Source organism: Streptomyces sp. NPDC051776 (assembly GCF_040681345.1).
In the GTDB taxonomy this organism is placed as follows: domain Bacteria; phylum Actinomycetota; class Actinomycetes; order Streptomycetales; family Streptomycetaceae; genus Streptomyces.
This window is the reverse complement of the sequence record NZ_JBFAYQ010000011.1, coordinates 59495-77130: the sequence shown is the minus strand read 5'-3', so window position 1 is coordinate 77130 and position 17636 is coordinate 59495. Positions and strand designations below refer to the sequence as shown.

Sequence of the window (17636 nt, the reverse complement as noted above, 5' to 3'; positions counted from 1 at the left end):
GGAGCGGGACATCGGGCGAAGGGCCTGTACCACAAGCAGCAGTTCGGGTACGGCCCTTCGCCGTGCCCCACGCGCTCACGCCCCTTCCACGCCTGGCGTGCTCCTCGACGCAGGCGCGAGCCTCCGGCCGTGAGCGAGTACCTGGGACACGCCGACCCGGCTCTGACAGTCGGCGTGTACGCGCACACGATGTCGAGCAGACGGACCCGCACGCGGCCGGCGGTCGATAGGCTCTTCCGGGGTCTGATCAGGGGGGAAGACGGCCCAGGGCCAGCTCGGGCAGCGTGATCGGGACCCGTGCCTTGCTCAGGCGCAGGTGGGGGTGCCCGGCAGCTCGCTGGCACTCTAGTTGACTGAGTGCTAACGCCGTCATAGTCTCGGCTTGGCACTCTCCACCAGGGAGTGCCAGCTACACAGCGACGGGCAGATCCGGCACCCGCGACGACGGATCTACCAGGTCGCCACCTCAGACAGTCAACCCCGTGAGATCTCCGAAGGGGGAGGTCGGATCGTGACGACCGCCAGCACCAAGGTTGCCATCAAGCCGCTCGAGGACCGCATTGTGGTCCAGCCGCTGGACGCCGAGCAGACCACAGCCTCTGGCCTGGTCATCCCGGACACCGCCAAGGAGAAGCCCCAGGAGGGCGTCGTCCTGGCCGTGGGCCCGGGTCGCTTCGAGGAGGGCAACCGCATTCCGCTCGACGTCAAGGTCGGCGATGTCGTGCTCTACAGCAAGTACGGCGGCACCGAGGTGAAGTACAGCGGCGAGGAGTACCTCGTCCTCTCGGCTCGCGACGTTCTCGCGATCGTCGAGAAGTAATTCACCCACGTTTGTGATCTGCGCCCCGGCCTCCCGTGTCTGAACAACCGGGCGCCCGGGGCGCAGCTCTTCGAGAGGACATACGCAACCATGGCGAAGATCCTGAAGTTCGACGAGGACGCCCGTCGCGCCCTCGAGCGCGGCGTCAACAAGCTCGCCGACACCGTGAAGGTGACCATCGGCCCCAAGGGCCGCAATGTCGTCATCGACAAGAAGTTCGGCGCCCCCACCATCACCAACGACGGTGTGACCATCGCGCGTGAGGTCGAGGCGGAGGACCCGTACGAGAACCTGGGCGTCCAGCTCGTCAAGGAGGTGGCGACCAAGACCAACGACATCGCGGGTGACGGCACCACCACCGCGACCGTACTGGCGCAGGCGCTGGTCCGAGAGGGACTGCGCAACGTCGCCGCCGGTGCCTCCCCGGCCGCCCTGAAGAAGGGCATCGACGCCGCCGTCAAGGCCATCTCCGAGGAACTGCTCGCCACCGCCCGCCCGATCGACGAGAAGTCCGACATCGCCGCCGTGGCCGCGCTGTCCGCCCAGGACAAGCAGGTCGGCGAGCTGATCGCCGAGGCGATGGACAAGGTCGGCAAGGACGGTGTCATCACCGTCGAGGAGTCCAACACCTTCGGTCTGGAGCTGGACTTCACCGAGGGCATGGCCTTCGACAAGGGCTACCTTTCCCCGTACTTCGTCACCGACCAGGAGCGTATGGAGGCCGTCCTCGACGACCCGTACATCCTGATCCACCAGGGCAAGATCGCGGCGATCGCCGACCTGCTTCCGCTGCTGGAGAAGGTCATCCAGTCCGGTGGCTCCAAGCCGCTGCTGATCATCGCCGAGGATGTCGAGGGCGAGGCGCTCTCCACCCTCGTCGTCAACAAGATCCGCGGCACCTTCAACGCAGTCGCCGTCAAGGCGCCCGGCTTCGGCGACCGCCGCAAGGCCATGCTCGGCGACATCGCCACCCTCACCGGCGGCACCGTCGTCGCCGAGGAGGTCGGCCTCAAGCTCGACCAGGTCGGCCTCGAGGTCCTGGGCTCCGCCCGCCGCGTGACCGTCACCAAGGACGACACCACGATCGTCGACGGCGCCGGCAAGCGCGAGGACGTCGAGGGCCGGATCTCCCAGATCAAGGCCGAGATCGAGGCCACGGACTCCGACTGGGACCGCGAGAAGCTCCAGGAGCGCCTCGCGAAGCTGGCCGGCGGCGTTTGCGTGATCAAGGTCGGCGCCGCGACCGAGGTCGAGCTCAAGGAGAAGAAGCACCGCCTGGAGGACGCCATCTCCGCGACCCGTGCCGCGGTCGAGGAGGGCATCGTCTCCGGTGGTGGCTCCGCGCTCGTCCACGCCGGCAAGGTTCTCGAGGGCTCGCTGGGCAAGGAGGGCGACGAGGCCACCGGTGTCGCCGTCGTGCGTCGCGCCGTCGTCGAGCCGCTGCGCTGGATCGCCGAGAACTCCGGCCTCGAGGGCTACGTGATCACCTCGAAGGTCGCCGAGCTGGAGAAGGGCCACGGCTTCAACGCCGCGACCAGTGAGTACGGCGACCTGGTCAAGGCCGGCGTCATCGACCCGGTCAAGGTCACCCGCTCCGCGCTGGAGAACGCCGCGTCCATCGCTTCCCTCCTGCTCACCACCGAGACCCTCGTGGTGGAGAAGAAGGAAGAGGAGCCGGCCGAGGCCGCGCACGGCGGTCACGGCCACGCGCACTGACCCGTACGCGAAGCTCGTACGCACCGAGGCCCGGTGTTCCCGTCGCGGGAGCACCGGGCCTCGGCCGTGCCGTCATCCGGTCATCCGCGTCCGTCGGCCCATGATGTCCACGGTCCACCACCGGCGGACCGTGGACCGGGGCGCCGCACCGCCGGGAGGCGCCGCGCCTACATTTCGACGGCGTCCAGCTGACGCAGCAGGCTCAGGATGTCGAACTGCCACCAGCCTTCCTCGATCCTGCCCTCCCGCAGCCGGAAGACGGTGACCCCCGTCATCACGCACTCCTTGCCGGTGGGCGGGATGCCCAGGAACTCCCCGCGGTGCGTACCGCGCCAGGTCCAGCGCGTCGCGACCTCTTCGCCCTCGGCGAGCTGGCTCTCGAGCGTGAAGTCGAAGGCGAAGGCCTGCCGCCACTCCGCCACGTCCTGGCGGATGACGTCCGAGCCGACCGTGGCGTCCTGCTCTTTCATGACGTCGTGATCGACGTAGTCCCATGCGAAGAGTTCGTCGATCGCGTCGAGGTTGCCGGCGGTGGCGACCTCGACGAAGAACCGGCGGACGGTGGCCTTGTTGAGCTCGTCCTCCCGTACCACCTCCAGGTCGGTGAAGACGGGCAGCTCATCGCAGAGCGCCACCATCTCCTGGAAGGTCCGGTCCGTCTCCGGCAGGCTGGAGTTCCTCATCGCGTCCTCGTACGAGGGGAACTCGACGATCTCCACGTAGTGATCGTCGTCCGAGCGGTCCCGGCCGACGATCGCGTGGGTGGCGGTCCGCCTGCCCTTGGTCTGTTCGGCCCATGTATCCATGAGCCGGTTCATGTCGTCGAACTTGCTCGTCTTGCAGTCGATGATCTGCACGAATGTCATGGCACCTCCAGGGACGAGCGCCTGGTGCCCAGTTTAGTGACGAAATATTGGTATTGGCCGTGGCCTTGGCCGGTCGGTTCGGCCCGCTCGGCCCGGCCCGATCAGCCATGTCCGTCAGCCCGGCCCGTCCGGCCCGGCCGGTCAGGTCCGGTCAGGCAGGCCGCCGCCCGCCCGGTCAGCTCGGTCCGTACTTCCGGCCCGTACGGGAGGAGATCCCGCCCAGCACGCCGCGCGGCGCCAGCTTCGCCAGGCCCAGCAGCGTCTTGTAGCGGGCGTCCGGGATCGAGATCGTCTTCCCCCGGGCGAGATCCTGCATGGCCGAGGTGACGACTTTGTCCGCGTCCAGCCACATCCAGCCCGGGATGTTGTCCGTGCCCATACCGGCCCGTTCGTGGAACTCGGTGCGCACGAACCCGGGGCACAGCGCCATCAGCCGCACCCCCGAGCCCGCCAGATCCCGTGCCGCCCCCTGCGTGAACTGCACGACCCACGCCTTGCTCGCCCCGTACGTCCCGCGCGGTACGAACGCCGCGACCGACGCCACGTTCACCACCCCGCCCCGGCCGCGCTCGCGCATGCCCTCGGCCGCGGCGCTCGTCAGCCGCAGCACGGCCTCGCAATGAACTGTGAGCATGCGCAGCTCGTCCGCCATCGTCACCTCGAGGTAACGGCCCTTGTTGCCGAAGCCCGCGTTGTTGACGAGCAGATCCACCGGATGCCTGCGGTCCGCGAGACGCTCCTCGACGGATGCGATGCCCTCCTTCTTGGAAAGGTCGGCGGGCAGCACCTCGGCCTCGATGCCGTGCCGGTCGTGCAGCTCGGTCGCCTGACCCCGCAGCCGCTCGACATCACGGGCCACCGAAACGAGGTTGTGACCGTCGGCCGCCAGCCGCCGCGCGAACGCGGCCCCGATCCCTGCGGTCGCTCCCGTAATCAGTGCAGTCGTCATGCGCGAACGCTAGCGCGCCCCGGGCCCCGGGATCAGGTCCTGCCCGGGCCCCGAGACGAGCGCTTCACCGCGGTCTCGCGGGCCTCCGGGTCAAGCGCGTCCCCGGCGGCGAGAACACGGGGGAGCAGCTCCGGTTCCAGGGTCAGCGCGCGGAACAGGAACGAGACGCTGACCTCGTGGTCCGGGCGGTGGACGATCGTGATCGGATCCCCGGCCCGGATCTCGCCCGGTTCGATCACCCGCAGATACGCGCCCGGGGCCGCCCGCCGCGTGAACCGCTTCAGCCAGTCCGTCTCGCCGAGCCACCCCGCGAAGGTGCGGCACGGGATGCGCGCCCCGCACACCTCCAGGAGCAGGCCGGGGCCGATCCGCCAGAGCTCGCCGATCCTCGCTCCGTTCACGTCCAGGCCGGTGGTGGTGAGGTTCTCCCCGAAGACACCGTTGCGCAGCGGCCGGCCGAGTTCCGCCCCCCAGGCGTCGAGATCCTCGCGCGCGAAGCCGTAGACCGCCTGGTCGGTCCCGCCGTGATGGCGCCGGTCGCAGACCGCGTCACCGGCCAGCGCGCTGCCTGCCGTGCCCTTGGGGCCTGGCGCAGCGACCCGTACGGGCCCGTCGGCCGGGCGCTTGTCGATTCCTGTCCCGCCGGGTGCGTCGGCGTAGTCGGCGAAGTGCGGGCGGCCGAGGTTCACGGAGACCACGTGCATGCCCCGAACGCTAAGCGCCCTGCCCGGGAACCGCCCGGGATGATCGACCGCGGCTTCGAAGCCTCGCTTAAGGTTGGCCCATGATCGAGGCTCGTCACCTCAGGGTGCTGCGCGCGGTCGCCGCGGCCGGCTCCTTCTCCGCCGCCGCCCGCGAGCTCGGCTGCACCCAGCCGGCCGTCAGCCAGCAGATGAAGGCGCTCGAGCAGTCCGCCGGTACGCCGCTGCTTGTCCGCGCTGGGCGTGAGATGCGCCTGACCCAGGCCGGTGAGGCGCTGCTCCGGCACGCGGTCGGGATCCTGGCCGGGCTGTCCGCCGCCGAGGAGGAGGTGGCGGCCATCGCCGGGCTGCGGGCCGGGCGCGTACGGCTGGTCTCCTTCCCCAGCGGCAGCTCCACGCTGGTACCGACCACGCTCGCCGAGATGCGCGCCGCCCATCCCGGCATTCAGGTCTCGCTGGTCGAGGCGGAACCGCCGCGCTCGGTGGAGATGCTGCGGGCCGGGGACTGCGAGATCGCGCTCGCCTTCCGCTATCCGCGGGTGCGGGGCGCCGATCCGGCGGCGGTGCCGGCGGGGGTGGCCCCCGAAGGGCACTGGGGGAGGGACGACGTGGTCGTACGGCCCCTGCTCACGGACCGGCTGGTGGGAGTCGTGCCGGAGGGGCACGCGGTCGCGGGCGCCGATCGGGTCCGCATCGAGGATCTGGCCGGGGAGTCCTGGATCGCGGGCTGCCCGCGGTGCCGCCGGCATCTGGTGGAGGTGTGCGAAAACGCCGGTTTCACTCCTCGGATCGACTTCGCCACGGATGACTACCCGGCGGTGATCGGCCTGGTGGGGGCTGGTCTGGGGGTGGCCGCACTGCCGGCGCTGGCGCTGGAGTCCGTACGGGGCAAGGGTGTGGTGACGGTGGAGTTGGAGCCGGGGGTGGAGCGGGAGGTCGTGGCGCTCACGCTGCCGGATCTGGCGCATGTGCCGGCGGTCGAGGCGATGCTGGAGCGCCTCGTGCTCGCGGCCGACCGCTGAGGCGCTCCGGGGAAGCGGCCGAGGGTACGGCGGGGGCACGCCCGGGGATACGGCAGGGGATATGGCGGGGGCACGCCCGGGGATACGGCAGGGGCACGGCCGGGGGAAGCGGCCGAGGGTACGGCGGGGGCACGCCCGGGGATACGGCAGGGGCACGGCCGGGGGAAGCGGCCGGGATATGGCAGGGGGAACGGCGGTGTCGGGCCGCGGATGGCCGCCCCCGTACGACCGGAGTGAAGTGTCGGCCCCGGCGGAACGGCCGGCGGCCTTCGGCGCACGGGGGGCAGCAGCGGCCTATAGCAGAGGCCGGGCCGTCGTGCCGCCGGGCAGTCACGGACGGACCGCGCAGGGCATGGCAAAGCGTCACTCAGAGTTACGAGTGCCGCAAATGAAGAAACGTTTTGTCAGTTACTGCTGGTGGCGATCAGGCGGTGCCTCGCCCGGCCCATCAGCTCCTCGCGCTCGTCCTCGGTGAGTCCGCCCCATACGCCGTAGGGCTCCCGGACCGTGAGTGCGTGCGCCGCACACTCGGCCCGTACCGGACAGCGCATGCAGACCTCTTTGGCGGAGGCCTCTCGCGCGCTGCGGGCCGCTCCCCGCTCGCCTTCCGGGTGGAAGAAGAGCGAGCTGTCGACCCCTCGACATGCGGCCAGGAGCTGCCAGTCCCACAGATCGGCGTTGGGGCCGGGAAGGCGGGAGAAGTCTGCCATTGCTCATCCCCTCGGAGGTTTTCCGGTGGAGCAAGTGCCCACGACCGTACATCAACTGTGTAAGTAGATGTAAATATGACTCATTGCGAATCTAGCGACAGACACCTGTAAATGGGAAGAAAAGCGGCCAAATAGGGCATAGTCCATCCGGAGGGGTGCCCGATCCAGGCCTCTGACCAGCGCTCACGCACCGCAGCGGCCGCGTGACAGCACCCTCACGTAGAGTATTGAAGGACGCCGCCGAACCCCGTAACTCTTTCGGGTGACCGTCGTTGAGAGTGCGGAGGCGGTTGACGGGACAAGCACTCGGGCAGGTGTCCGAGGCTGTCAATCGCTGAGGTGACGATACGTACCAGCCTGGAGGCTCAAGGTGACGCGCATCAGCTGCGGAGGACGGCCATGACATCCGTCCTCGTCTGCGACGACTCCCCGCTTGCCCGAGAAGCGCTTCGCCGCGCGGTCGCAACCGTGCCCGGCGTCGAGCGTGTGACGACGGCCGCCAACGGCGAGGAAGTCCTCCGCCGCTGGGGAGCCGACCGATCGGACCTGATTCTCATGGATGTCCGGATGCCCGGTCTCGGTGGTGTCGAGACCGTGCGCCGGCTCCTCTCCGCCGACCCCGGCGCCCGGATCATCATGCTCACCGTCGCCGAGGATCTCGACGGTGTGGCGCTGGCCGTGGCCGCCGGGGCGCGTGGCTATCTGCACAAGGACGCCTCGCGTGCGGAGCTGCGGGCCACCGTGACGCAGGCACTCGCCGACCCCACGTGGCGGCTGGCCCCGCGCCGGCTGCGGTCCGCCGAGATGGGCGCCGCTCCGACGCTCACCGCCCGCGAGATCCAGGTGCTGGAGGGCATGAGTCACGGCCGCTCCAACGCGGAGATCGGGCGTGAGCTCTTCCTCTCCGAGGACACCGTCAAGACACACGCCCGTCGGCTCTTCAAGAAGCTCGGCGCCTCGGACCGCGCGCACGCCGTCGCGCTCGGTTTCCGCTGGGGCCTGGTTCGCTGAGGCCGTGCCGGGTGGTTCGTAGCGGGGGAACGCCGGTCCCCGCCCGCGGTTTCGCGGGCGGGGTGACAGGCGCTTCGGTGGGGCGGACGGAGCAGTGACCAACGCGATGTCAACGTTTCGCGGGCTCTGCCGCATCCTTGAAGGTATGGATTCCTCGGGGAAGGCTCGGTCGGGGGGAGGGCGCAGGACGTGACAACCGGCGCACCCACTCATAACGCTTCGATGCACAACCGCGGGCGCGGTGCAACGCAGCGCCATGCAGCAAGGCACCATGGACCGATGCGCGACGACGAGACCGTTGGGTCCCCCATGGCCGGAGGCCCCGGGGGCATCGGTGATCTCGTCCATCGCGCGGTCGAGGGCGACGAGCGGGCCACACACGATCTGCTGGCCCACGTACACCCGCTCGCCCTGCGGTACTGCCGCACGAGGCTGTCCCGGCTGCCGGGCGACGCCCGGCACTTCGTGGACGACCTCGCCCAGGAGGTGTGCCTGGCGGTGCTGTGCGCGCTGCCGCGTTATCGGGACACCGGCCGCCCCTTCGAGGCGTTCGTCTTCGCGATCGCCGCGCACAAGGTCGCGGATCTGCAGCGGGCGGCCATGCGCGGGCCCGGGAGCACGGCGGTGCCCTCCGACGAGATGCCGGAGCGGCCCGACGATTCCCTCGGACCCGAGGAGCGTGCCCTCCTCAGCAGCGACGCGGAGTGGGCGCGGAAGCTGCTGGCCAGCCTGCCCGAGATGCAGCGGGAGCTGGTGCTGCTGCGGGTCGCGGTGGGGCTGACCGCGGAGGAAACCGGCCAGATGCTGGGCATGTCACCGGGGGCCGTCCGGGTGGCCCAGCACCGGGCACTCAGCAGGTTGCGGGCACTGGCGGAGCAGTGACCGGCGCGATGCGTCGCCGGTGACCCGGATCCCCGGGTGACCGATACCTCCCCCGTGGGGATTCGGGGGCGGAATCCCGGGCACATCGAGCCCGTTAGCATGGGAGTCCGCGCCGGGCAAGAGCACTGGGAAGGTGTCATGACTGACAACGTCGACGGAACGCCCGAGAAGTTCGCCATGATCGGGCTGACATACGACGACGTGCTGCTGCTTCCGGGTGCGTCGGAGGTGCTCCCGAACACGGTCGACACCTCGTCGCGCGTATCGCGGAATGTGCGGCTCAACGTTCCGTTGGTCTCCGCCGCCATGGACAAGGTGACCGAGGCCCGGATGGCGATCGCCATGGCCCGTCAGGGCGGCGCGGGCGTGCTGCACCGCAACCTGTCCATCGAGGACCAGGCCAACCAGGTCGACCTGGTGAAGCGGTCCGAGTCCGGGATGGTGTCGGACCCGATCACCGTGCGTCCGGACGCGACGCTGCGCGAGGCCGACGCGCTCTGCGCCAAGTTCCGGATCAGCGGTGTCCCGGTGACCGACGACGAGGGCAAGCTGCGCGGCATCGTCACCAATCGCGACATGGCCTTCGAACTCGACCGCAGCCGGCAGGTACGTGAGGTCATGACCCCGATGCCGCTGGTGACCGGCAAGGTCGGGATCTCCGGCGACGACGCGATGGAACTGCTGCGCCGTCACAAGATCGAGAAACTGCCGCTGGTGGACGACCGCGGGGTGCTCAAGGGCCTGATCACGGTCAAGGACTTCGTCAAGGCCGAGAAGTACCCGAACGCGGCGAAGGACGCAGACGGCCGGCTGATCGTCGGCGCCGCGGTCGGCGTCGGCGACGAAGCGTACGACCGTGCACAGGCGCTGGTCGAGGCCGGTGCGGACTTCCTCGTGGTGGACAGCGCACATGGCCACAGCCGCGGCATTCTCGACATGGTCGCCAAGCTCAAGTCCAACATCACCGTGGACATCGTCGGCGGCAACGTCGCCACCCGCGACGGTGCGCAGGCGCTGATCGACGCCGGCGTCGACGGCGTGAAGGTCGGCGTCGGTCCGGGCTCCATCTGTACGACCCGGGTCGTGGCCGGCATCGGCGTGCCCCAGGTGACCGCCATCCACGAGGCCGCCCGCGCCTGCGGCCCGGCGGGCATCCCGCTGATCGGCGACGGCGGCCTCCAGTACAGCGGCGACATCGCGAAGGCCATCGCGGCCGGTGCCGACACGGTCATGCTGGGCTCGCTGCTGGCCGGGTGCGAGGAGTCGCCGGGCGAGATGGTGTTCATCAACGGCAAGCAGTTCAAGTCGTACCGGGGCATGGGCTCGCTGGGTGCGATGCAGTCGCGCGGACAGGCCCGCTCGTACTCCAAGGACCGCTACTTCCAGGACAATGTCCTCTCCGAGGACAAGCTCGTCCCCGAGGGCATCGAGGGCCAGGTGCCGTACCGTGGCCCGCTGTCCTCCGTCGCGCACCAGCTCGTGGGCGGTCTCCGTGCCTCGATGGGCTACGTCGGCTCGGCCGATGTCGCGGAGCTGAAGGAGAAGGGCCGCTTCGTGCGGATCACGGCGGCCGGGCTCAAGGAAAGCCACCCGCACGACATCCGGATGACGACGGAAGCGCCGAACTACTCGCGCCGCTAGGGCGGTTGGCGCGGCGCGGCACGTACCACGGCACCACCCGTACCGCGCCTTCCGCAATTCCGCCGACGGGCCCCCGCGCGTCCGCTCATCCGCGCGCAGCGCCTCGTGGTGCTCCGGGCCCGCGGTCGGGCCGGCGGTCCGGACCACGGGCGCCTGCCGGTCCCGGGCGGCGGCCGTCGGGGATACTGGTGAGCGCAGACGTTGAGGGAAAGGCCAGACACGTGACTGAGATCGAGATCGGGCGCGGCAAGCGCGGCCGCAGGGCGTACGCGTTCGACGACATCGCCGTCGTCCCGAGCCGGCGTACGCGCGACCCGAAGGAGGTCTCGATCGCCTGGCAGATCGACGCCTACCGCTTCGAGCTGCCGTTCCTGACGGCTCCCATGGACTCGGTCGTCTCCCCGCAGACCGCGATCCGCATTGGCGAACTCGGCGGTCTCGGCGTCCTCAACCTCGAGGGCCTGTGGACCCGGTACGAGGACCCCGAGCCGCTGCTCGTCGAGATCGCCGAGTTGGACGAGCGCACCGCCACCCGCCGTATGCAGGAGGTCTACTCCTCCCCGATCAAGGAGGAGTTGATCGGGCAGCGCATCAAGGAGGTGCGCGACTCGGGCGTGGTGACCGCCGCGGCGCTGTCGCCGCAGCGCACCGCTCAGTTCTCCAAGGCCGTGGTGGACGCGGGCGTCGACATCTTCGTCATCCGCGGTACGACGGTCTCGGCCGAGCACGTCTCCGGTGCCGCCGAGCCCCTCAACCTCAAGCAGTTCATCTACGAGCTGGACGTGCCGGTGATCGTCGGCGGCTGTGCCACGTACACCGCGGCCCTCCACCTCATGCGCACCGGCGCCGCGGGCGTCCTCGTCGGCTTCGGCGGCGGCGCCGCGCACACCACCCGTAATGTGCTGGGCATTCAGGTGCCGATGGCGACCGCGGTGGCGGACGTCGCGGCGGCGCGCCGGGACTACATGGACGAGTCCGGCGGCCGCTATGTGCACGTCATCGCCGACGGCGGTGTCGGCTGGTCCGGCGACCTGCCCAAGGCCATCGCCTGCGGCGCGGATGCGGTGATGATGGGCTCGCCGCTGGCCCGTGCGACGGACGCGCCGGGGCGGGGGCACCACTGGGGCATGGAAGCGGTCCACGACGAGGTGCCGCGCGGCAAGCGGATGAACCTCGGCGCGGTCGGTACGACCGAGGAGGTCCTGCTGGGCCCCTCGCACACCCCGGACGGTTCGATGAACTTCTTCGGCGCGCTGCGCCGCGCCATGGCCACCACCGGCTACAGCGACCTGAAGGAGTTCCAGCGCGTCGAGGTCACGGTGGCTCCCTCGGCCCACCACACCAAGCGCTGACGCCGCTCGTCGCTGCCGCCGTCACAGGCGGTGCACCGGAACAGGCGAACGGCCCCGGCCGCACGGCGGTCGGGGCGCGTTCGTACGTGCCTCGCGCCTGGTGGATCGTGCGCTGGGACACGCGGGGCGCGGAGCGGCGCACAGCACCCGATGTCAGCTGCCGGTCTTCTTGGTGACGCTGAAGCCTGCCGCGGCGGCGAGGGCGAAGAAGAGGTAGCTGATGCCGTTCAGGTCTTCCTTCCAGCCGTCGAAGAGGCGGTCGAAGTTGTCGAAGAAGATCTCGGTGGCGGACGGCGCGCCGGGGACGTACTCGGCGGTGACCAGGGCGTAGCCGTAGAGCTCACCGAGGACCACGGCCGTGACGCCGAGGACGGCACCGAGGACCTGCAGGGCCACGTTGTTGCCACCGAACCTGCCCAGGGCGAAGCCGATGAGCGCGCCCACACCGACCGCGAGGTAGCCGATCTGCGTGACTTCGCCCTTGTCCTCGTCGAACGTGGCGTACAGAACGCCCGCGTAGATACCGGCCGCGACGAGGGCGGCCACGATGCCGAGCACCACGGCCAGGCCGACGTTGCCCCGACGGGCGGGTGCGGGGGGCGGGGGGTAGGCGCCGCCGGGCTGCCCTCCGGCGAAGGGGTTTCCGGGCTGAGGCTGCGACTGCGGCTGCCAAGGCTGGCTCATGTGCTGTCCCCCGATGTGAAGGTGTCGTGGATACCGCCTCCGTGAGCGGACACGTCGAAGCGGACGTATCGCACAGGAGTGCGGTTGACTCAATTTCGGCCAGAAGGCTAGCAGTTGGCGCCGACAACGGGGCAACGACTTTCTACGGTCCGTGACAAGGTTGTCACGTGAGCGCGCGGTCGCCGTTACGCGGAGCGACGGCCGCGGTTACGCGGAGCGGCGGCCGCCGTCACGCTGAGGCCGTGACCGCGGCGCACCGGAGTGCCCGAGCAGTCAACCACCCCTATTCCGCGACCCGTTGGGCCACCAGATAGCCCTCCAGCGCGGCCACCGTGTAGAAGGCGACATCGTTCTTGCCGAGGATCTCGCCGAGCCAGTAGTCCAGGGCGGGGCCGAGGTGCCGGACGATCGCCCCGCCCGGCTCCACTTGCATCCTGGCGGCAAGGACTTGGGCCACTGCGACACCGGCCGTGGCCAGTGGGACGCCGTACAGGGCAACGGCCCGGCCGCGGCCGCCCAGCTTGCCCAGGACGGCACCGACGAGCAGGCCGATGCCCAGTGCCCAGTAGCCGAGTTCGGGTCCCGCGGGGCAGGCCGCGCCCTGAAGTGCCCCCAGCAGCAGGGCGCCGGACAGGGACGCCCCCGCGCCCGCGGCGACGCCGACCCCCGCACGCTTCGAGGACTCGCTCATCTCCGGTGCAACTCCCGCTGCCGGCTGGTCCGTCCGGAACGCCGGCACCGGCCGGCCCGTACGCGTCAGCGCCGGGTGAGCGCAGGGCCATAGGGCGTCACAGCCGGTGGGCGGCACCCACGGGCGTCGCACCGCGCGTATCGAGGAGCAACTGGGCCTTCACGGCGAGCCCTTGGAGGTCGTACGTGCGGTGGTGCTGGAGCAGCACCGTCAGATCGGCGGCCGCCGCGGCCTCGTACAGGGCGTCGGCGCGCGGCACCTGCCGTCCCAAGACGCTCCACTGGTGCACGAACGGGTCGTGGTAGCTGAGCTGGGCGCCCATCTCCATCAGCCGGGTGGCGATCTCGCGCGCGGGCGAGCCCTCTTGGTCGGCGACATCGGGCTTGTACGTGACTCCGAGCAGCAGGATGCGGGCGCCGCGCGCCGACTTCCCGTGTTCGTTGAGCAGGGCCGCGCAGCGGTGGATGACGTAGCGCGGCATGCCGTCGTTGACCTCCTGCGCCAGTTCCACCATCCGCAGCGGGTGGCCGGGGCCCTGCCCCTTCCGCGAAAGGCGGCCCGGGCCGAGCGCGACGCCGCGTCCGCCGACACCGGGCCCCGGGCGGAAGGCCTGGAAGCCGAAAGGTTTGGTCTCGGCGCAGCGCACCACGTCCCACACGTCGACGCCGATGTCGTGGCAGAGGACTGCCATCTCGTTGGCGAAGGCAATGTTGACGTGCCGGTAGTTGGTCTCCAGAACCTGGACGACCTCGGCCTCGCGCAGTCCGCGCGCCCGTACGACGCGGTCGGTGATCCGCCCGTAGAACGCGGCGGCCGCCTCCGTGCAGGCGGGGGTGAGGCCGCCGATGACCTTCGGGGTGTTCGTGTGGCCGTAGCGGCGGTTGCCGGGGTCGAGGCGGCTGGGCGCGTAGGCGAGGTGGAAGTCACGCCCGCCGCGCAGCCCGGAGCCCCGCTCCAGGATCGGGAGGAGGTACTCCTCGGTGGTGCCGGGGTACGCGGCGGACTCCAGCAGCACCGTGGCGTGCGGCCGCAGCCATTGCGCCAGCACGCGGGCCGCTTCGCCGACGGCGGACAGGTCCAGGGCCCCGTCCTCGCCGGCCGGTGTGGGGGCACAGATCACGGCGGTGCGGACCCGGCCCAGCTCGGCCGGGTCCGTGGTGGCGCGGAAGCCACCGGCCAGCATCCGGCGGACATCGGCCGCGGCGAGCGAGCCGTCCACCGGGGGGCGGCCCGCGCGCAACTCGGCGATGGCGTGTTCGTCGGGGTCGTAGCCGATGGTGGAGATGCCCGCGGCGGTGGCCGCCTGGGCGAGGGGGAGGCCGAGGTGGCCGAGTCCGATGACGGCGAGGTCCGCGGGCATGGCTGGTGGCCGTCCTTCCCGAGACGATCTTCCTGAGGCGCTATGTAAGGCTAAGCACACATATGACTGATATTGAGTATTGGCTGATGGTGGACGCATCGGGTGTTGCCGCCGCGGGGCGCTCGGAGATTGCGGGCCTGTGGCGCGGTGAGAATCCCTGGACGGGGAAAGAGCGACCCGGACACGACGGGAGGCAGCGGTGAGGACAGCGACACTGGGACCGGCCGAGCGCGGTGAGGCACTCGCTCGTATGGCGGAACGCGAGCTGGACATTCTGGTCGTGGGCGCGGGCGTCGTCGGCGCGGGCACGGCGCTGGACGCGGCCACCCGCGGCCTGTCGACCGGGATTGTCGAGGCGCGCGACTGGGCGTCCGGCACCTCCAGCCGCTCGAGCAAGCTCATCCACGGCGGGCTGCGATATCTGGAGATGCTCGACTTCGCGCTGGTGCGCGAGGCCCTCAAGGAGCGCGGACTGCTGCTGGAGCGACTCGCTCCACACCTGGTCAAGCCGGTCCCGTTCCTCTACCCGCTGCAGCACCAGGGGTGGGAGCGCTGGTACGCGGGGTCCGGTGTGGCGCTCTACGACACCATGTCCGTCTCCTCGGGCCACGGCCGGGGCCTGCCCCTCCACCGGCACCTCACCCGCAAGCACGCGCTGCGCGTCGCTCCATGCCTGAAGCGGGACTCGCTCGTCGGTGCCCTGCAGTACTACGACGCCCAGATGGACGACGCACGCTACGTCGCCACGCTCGTCCGCACCGCGGTCGCCTACGGCGCCGAGGCCGCCAACCGCGCCCGCGTCATCGGCTTCCTCCGCGAGGGCGAGCGCGTCGTCGGCGCCCGCGTCCAGGACGTGGAGGGCGGCGGCGAGTACGAGATCCGCGCCAAGCAGATCGTCAACGCGACCGGGGTGTGGACCGACGACACCCAGGCGCTGATCGGCGAGCGCGGCCAGTTCCACGTACGGGCGTCCAAGGGCATCCATCTGGTCGTGCCGAAGGACAGGATCCACTCCACGACCGGGCTGATCCTGCGTACCGAGAAGAGCGTGCTCTTCGTCATCCCGTGGGGCCGGCACTGGATCGTCGGTACGACCGACACCGACTGGGATCTGGACAAGGCGCACCCCGCCGCGTCCAGCGCCGACATCGACTATCTGCTGGAGCACGTCAACTCGGTGCTCGCCGTACCGCTGACCCGGGACGACGTCGAGGGTGTGTACGCCGGGCTGCGCCCGCTGCTCGCCGGTGAGTCGGAGGCCACCAGCAAGCTCTCGCGCGAGCACACGGTCGCCCACCCGGTGCCGGGGCTCGTGGTGGTCGCCGGCGGCAAGTACACGACGTACCGCGTGATGGCCAAGGACGCGGTCGACGCCGCCCTGCACGGACTGGACCAACGCGTCGCGGACTGCGTGACGGAGGACATCGCGCTGATCGGCGCCGAGGGCTATCGGGCCCTGTGGAACGCGCGGGCGCGCATCGCCGCTCGTACGGGCCTGCACGTGGCACGCGTGGAGCATCTGCTCAACCGGTACGGGTCCCTGACCGAGGAACTGCTGGAGCTGATCGCGCGCGATCCGTCGCTGGGAGAGCCGCTGGGCGCCGCCGACGACTATCTGCGCGCCGAGGTCGTCTATGCCGCGTCGCACGAGGGCGCCCGGCACCTGGACGACGTCCTGACCCGCAGGACCCGGATCTCGATCGAGACCTTCGACCGGGGCACGCGCAGCGCACGGGAGGCGGCCGAGCTGATCGCCCCCGTGCTGGGCTGGGACAAGGACCAGATCGAGAAGGAGGTCGAGCACTACGAGAAGCGGGTGGAGGCCGAGCGTGAGTCGCAGCGCCAGCCGGACGACCAGACGGCCGACGCGGCGCGTCTCGGCGCACCGGACATCGTGCCGATCTAGTGCCGCCCCCGCCGAGGTCTGCCCCGTAGCGTGGCGACCTCCGGCGGAGCGCGGCCGGATGGGCCAGTGTGGACAGCGGAGTGCCAGCGGGCAGTTCGGACAGCCGGACCAGGGCGGTGGCAAGGCGTGACATTGAGGATGCGGAGGCAGCCGCCGCGGCGGGGTCGCCCCGACGATGAGCAGCTCACGGGGCGCCTTGCGGCCGTTGCGGTGCTGGGGTTCGTGCTGATCGTGCCGCCCTTGCTGGCGCGGTTCGACCGCGTGGCCCAGGTCTTCGGCGTGCCGGTTCTGTGGGTCTACCTCTTTCTCGTCTGGGCGATCCTGATCGGTCTGGTCGCCGTCATCGGCGGCAGATCGAGGTAGCGCCGTGCTCCAGACCTGGGTCATCGTCGCTGCATCGGTGGGATACCTCGGTCTGCTCTTCGGCGTGGCCTTCTACGCCGACCGTCGGGCGGACGCCGGCCGGAGCCTGATCAACAACGCCACCGTCTACGCGTTGTCCCTCGCGGTGTACGAGACCGCGTGGGGCTTCTACGGCAACGTGGGGACGGCCGCCACGTCCGGCGTCGGCTTCCTGTCGGTGTACCTCGGGCCGATGCTGATGTTCGCGCTGGGCTGGCTGGTGTTGCGCAGAATCATCCGGATCAGCCGAGGGCTCCGGATCACTTCACTGGCCGACTTCGTCTCCGCCCGCTACGGCAAGAGCGTCGCGCTGGGCGGCCTGGTGACGATCATCGCTGTGGTGGGGATCGTTCCCTACATCTCGCTGCAGCTCAAGGCGATTTCCAACACCTTCGAGATCCTTCGTCGGCACCCCGCCATCACCTCGACCTCGGAGCTGGGCACCGTCCCGCTCTTCCAGGACACCGGCTTCTACGTGGCGATGCTGCTCGCCGCGTTCACGATCCTCTTCGGCACCCGTCACCTGGACACCACCGAACGCCACGAAGGCATCGTGGCCGCCATCGCGTTCGAGTCCGTGGTGAAGCTCGTGATGTTCCTCTCGGCCGGGGTCTTCGTGACCTTCTGGCTGTTCGGGGGGTTCGGTGACCTGTTCACGCAGGCAGCGGACGCAGGCCTCACACAGCTGTTCACGCTGCGAGGGGAGACCCCGTACGGCACCTGGGTGTGGCTCAACGTGCTCGCCATGCTGGCGATCCTGCTGCTGCCCCGGCAGTGGCAGATGATCGTCGTCGAGAACGTCGACGAGCGGCACCTCAAACGGGCGATGTGGCTCTTCCCCCTGTATCTGCTCGCGATCACCTTCTTCGTGCTTCCCATCGCGGCCGGGGGGCTGCTGCAGTTCGGGAAGTCCGTCGACGCCG

The 17636-nt window shown here is 70.2% G+C and carries 16 protein-coding genes; 9 read left to right on the top strand and 7 right to left on the bottom strand.

Annotation, left to right across the window (positions count from 1 at the left end):
* Positions 1-511 precede the first annotated feature (511 nt).
* Together groES and groL are read left to right on the top strand one after the other, a co-directional pair.
* Complete coding sequence (gene groES, locus AB0M26_RS11750) at positions 512-820, top strand: co-chaperone GroES (RefSeq protein WP_360853671.1); 309 nt, start codon at positions 512-514, stop codon at positions 818-820.
* Positions 821-910: 90 nt separating this feature from the next.
* Entirely contained in the window at positions 911-2536 is a 1626-nt protein-coding gene (gene groL / locus AB0M26_RS11745; RefSeq protein ID WP_365258399.1) for a chaperonin GroEL, read from the top strand.
* A gap of 167 nt (positions 2537-2703) precedes the next feature.
* Here groL and AB0M26_RS11740 read toward each other — a convergent pair whose 3' ends face one another.
* The 3 genes from AB0M26_RS11740 to AB0M26_RS11730 all read right to left on the bottom strand — a co-directional run bounded on the left by AB0M26_RS11740 (position 2704) and on the right by AB0M26_RS11730 (position 5055).
* On the bottom strand, positions 2704-3402 hold the full coding sequence (locus AB0M26_RS11740) for an ester cyclase (protein WP_365258396.1): 699 nt from the start codon (positions 3400-3402) through the stop codon (positions 2704-2706).
* Positions 3403-3577: 175 nt separating this feature from the next.
* Positions 3578-4351: an SDR family oxidoreductase gene (locus tag AB0M26_RS11735; protein ID WP_365258394.1), complete on the bottom strand. Its 774-nt coding sequence runs from the start codon at positions 4349-4351 to the stop codon at positions 3578-3580.
* A gap of 32 nt (positions 4352-4383) precedes the next feature.
* A complete protein-coding gene (locus AB0M26_RS11730) occupies positions 4384-5055 on the bottom strand; it encodes an MOSC domain-containing protein (protein ID WP_365258391.1) in 672 nt (223 codons plus the stop codon).
* Positions 5056-5135: 80 nt separating this feature from the next.
* Between AB0M26_RS11730 and AB0M26_RS11725 the strand changes: the two genes are divergently transcribed.
* The gene (locus AB0M26_RS11725) at positions 5136-6074 is read left to right on the top strand and encodes a LysR family transcriptional regulator (protein WP_365258388.1); all 939 of its coding nucleotides are present in this window, start codon (positions 5136-5138) and stop codon (positions 6072-6074) included.
* A gap of 404 nt (positions 6075-6478) precedes the next feature.
* On the opposite strand, the gene AB0M26_RS11720 is transcribed toward AB0M26_RS11725, so the two are convergent.
* Positions 6479-6784, bottom strand: a complete 306-nt coding sequence (locus tag AB0M26_RS11720) for a WhiB family transcriptional regulator (protein WP_360853690.1) — start codon at positions 6782-6784, stop codon at positions 6479-6481.
* Between the two features lie 399 nt (positions 6785-7183).
* Here AB0M26_RS11720 and AB0M26_RS11715 point away from each other — a divergent pair, with 399 nt between their 5' ends.
* The 4 genes from AB0M26_RS11715 to AB0M26_RS11700 all read left to right on the top strand — a co-directional run bounded on the left by AB0M26_RS11715 (position 7184) and on the right by AB0M26_RS11700 (position 11670).
* Positions 7184-7795, top strand: a complete 612-nt coding sequence (locus AB0M26_RS11715) for a response regulator transcription factor (RefSeq protein ID WP_003948568.1) — start codon at positions 7184-7186, stop codon at positions 7793-7795.
* A gap of 279 nt (positions 7796-8074) precedes the next feature.
* The gene (locus AB0M26_RS11710; RefSeq protein ID WP_365258384.1) at positions 8075-8677 is read left to right on the top strand and encodes a sigma-70 family RNA polymerase sigma factor; all 603 of its coding nucleotides are present in this window, start codon (positions 8075-8077) and stop codon (positions 8675-8677) included.
* A 138-nt stretch (positions 8678-8815) separates the two neighbouring features.
* Positions 8816-10318: an IMP dehydrogenase gene (guaB, locus tag AB0M26_RS11705; RefSeq protein WP_365258382.1), complete on the top strand. Its 1503-nt coding sequence runs from the start codon at positions 8816-8818 to the stop codon at positions 10316-10318.
* A gap of 221 nt (positions 10319-10539) precedes the next feature.
* Positions 10540-11670 (top strand): GuaB3 family IMP dehydrogenase-related protein, encoded by a 1131-nt coding sequence (locus AB0M26_RS11700; RefSeq protein ID WP_365258379.1) that lies wholly within the window; start codon positions 10540-10542, stop codon positions 11668-11670.
* Positions 11671-11823: 153 nt separating this feature from the next.
* On the opposite strand, the gene AB0M26_RS11695 is transcribed toward AB0M26_RS11700, so the two are convergent.
* The 3 genes from AB0M26_RS11695 to AB0M26_RS11685 all read right to left on the bottom strand — a co-directional run bounded on the left by AB0M26_RS11695 (position 11824) and on the right by AB0M26_RS11685 (position 14405).
* Positions 11824-12354, bottom strand: a complete 531-nt coding sequence (locus AB0M26_RS11695) for a hypothetical protein (protein WP_365258376.1) — start codon at positions 12352-12354, stop codon at positions 11824-11826.
* A gap of 283 nt (positions 12355-12637) precedes the next feature.
* Positions 12638-13045 (bottom strand): hypothetical protein, encoded by a 408-nt coding sequence (locus AB0M26_RS11690; protein ID WP_365258373.1) that lies wholly within the window; start codon positions 13043-13045, stop codon positions 12638-12640.
* A gap of 97 nt (positions 13046-13142) precedes the next feature.
* On the bottom strand, positions 13143-14405 hold the full coding sequence (locus AB0M26_RS11685) for a nucleotide sugar dehydrogenase (protein ID WP_365258370.1): 1263 nt from the start codon (positions 14403-14405) through the stop codon (positions 13143-13145).
* Between the two features lie 199 nt (positions 14406-14604).
* On the opposite strand from AB0M26_RS11685, the gene AB0M26_RS11680 reads away from it, so the two are divergent.
* Positions 14605-16311 carry a glycerol-3-phosphate dehydrogenase/oxidase gene (locus tag AB0M26_RS11680; RefSeq protein ID WP_365258366.1) on the top strand — a complete coding sequence of 569 codons (1707 nt, stop codon included), beginning with the start codon at positions 14605-14607 and terminating at the stop codon, positions 16309-16311.
* Between the two features lie 138 nt (positions 16312-16449).
* Positions 16450-16674, top strand: coding sequence for a hypothetical protein (locus tag AB0M26_RS11675; protein WP_365258363.1), 225 nt, complete (start codon positions 16450-16452; stop codon positions 16672-16674).
* Positions 16675-17636 lie beyond the last annotated feature (962 nt).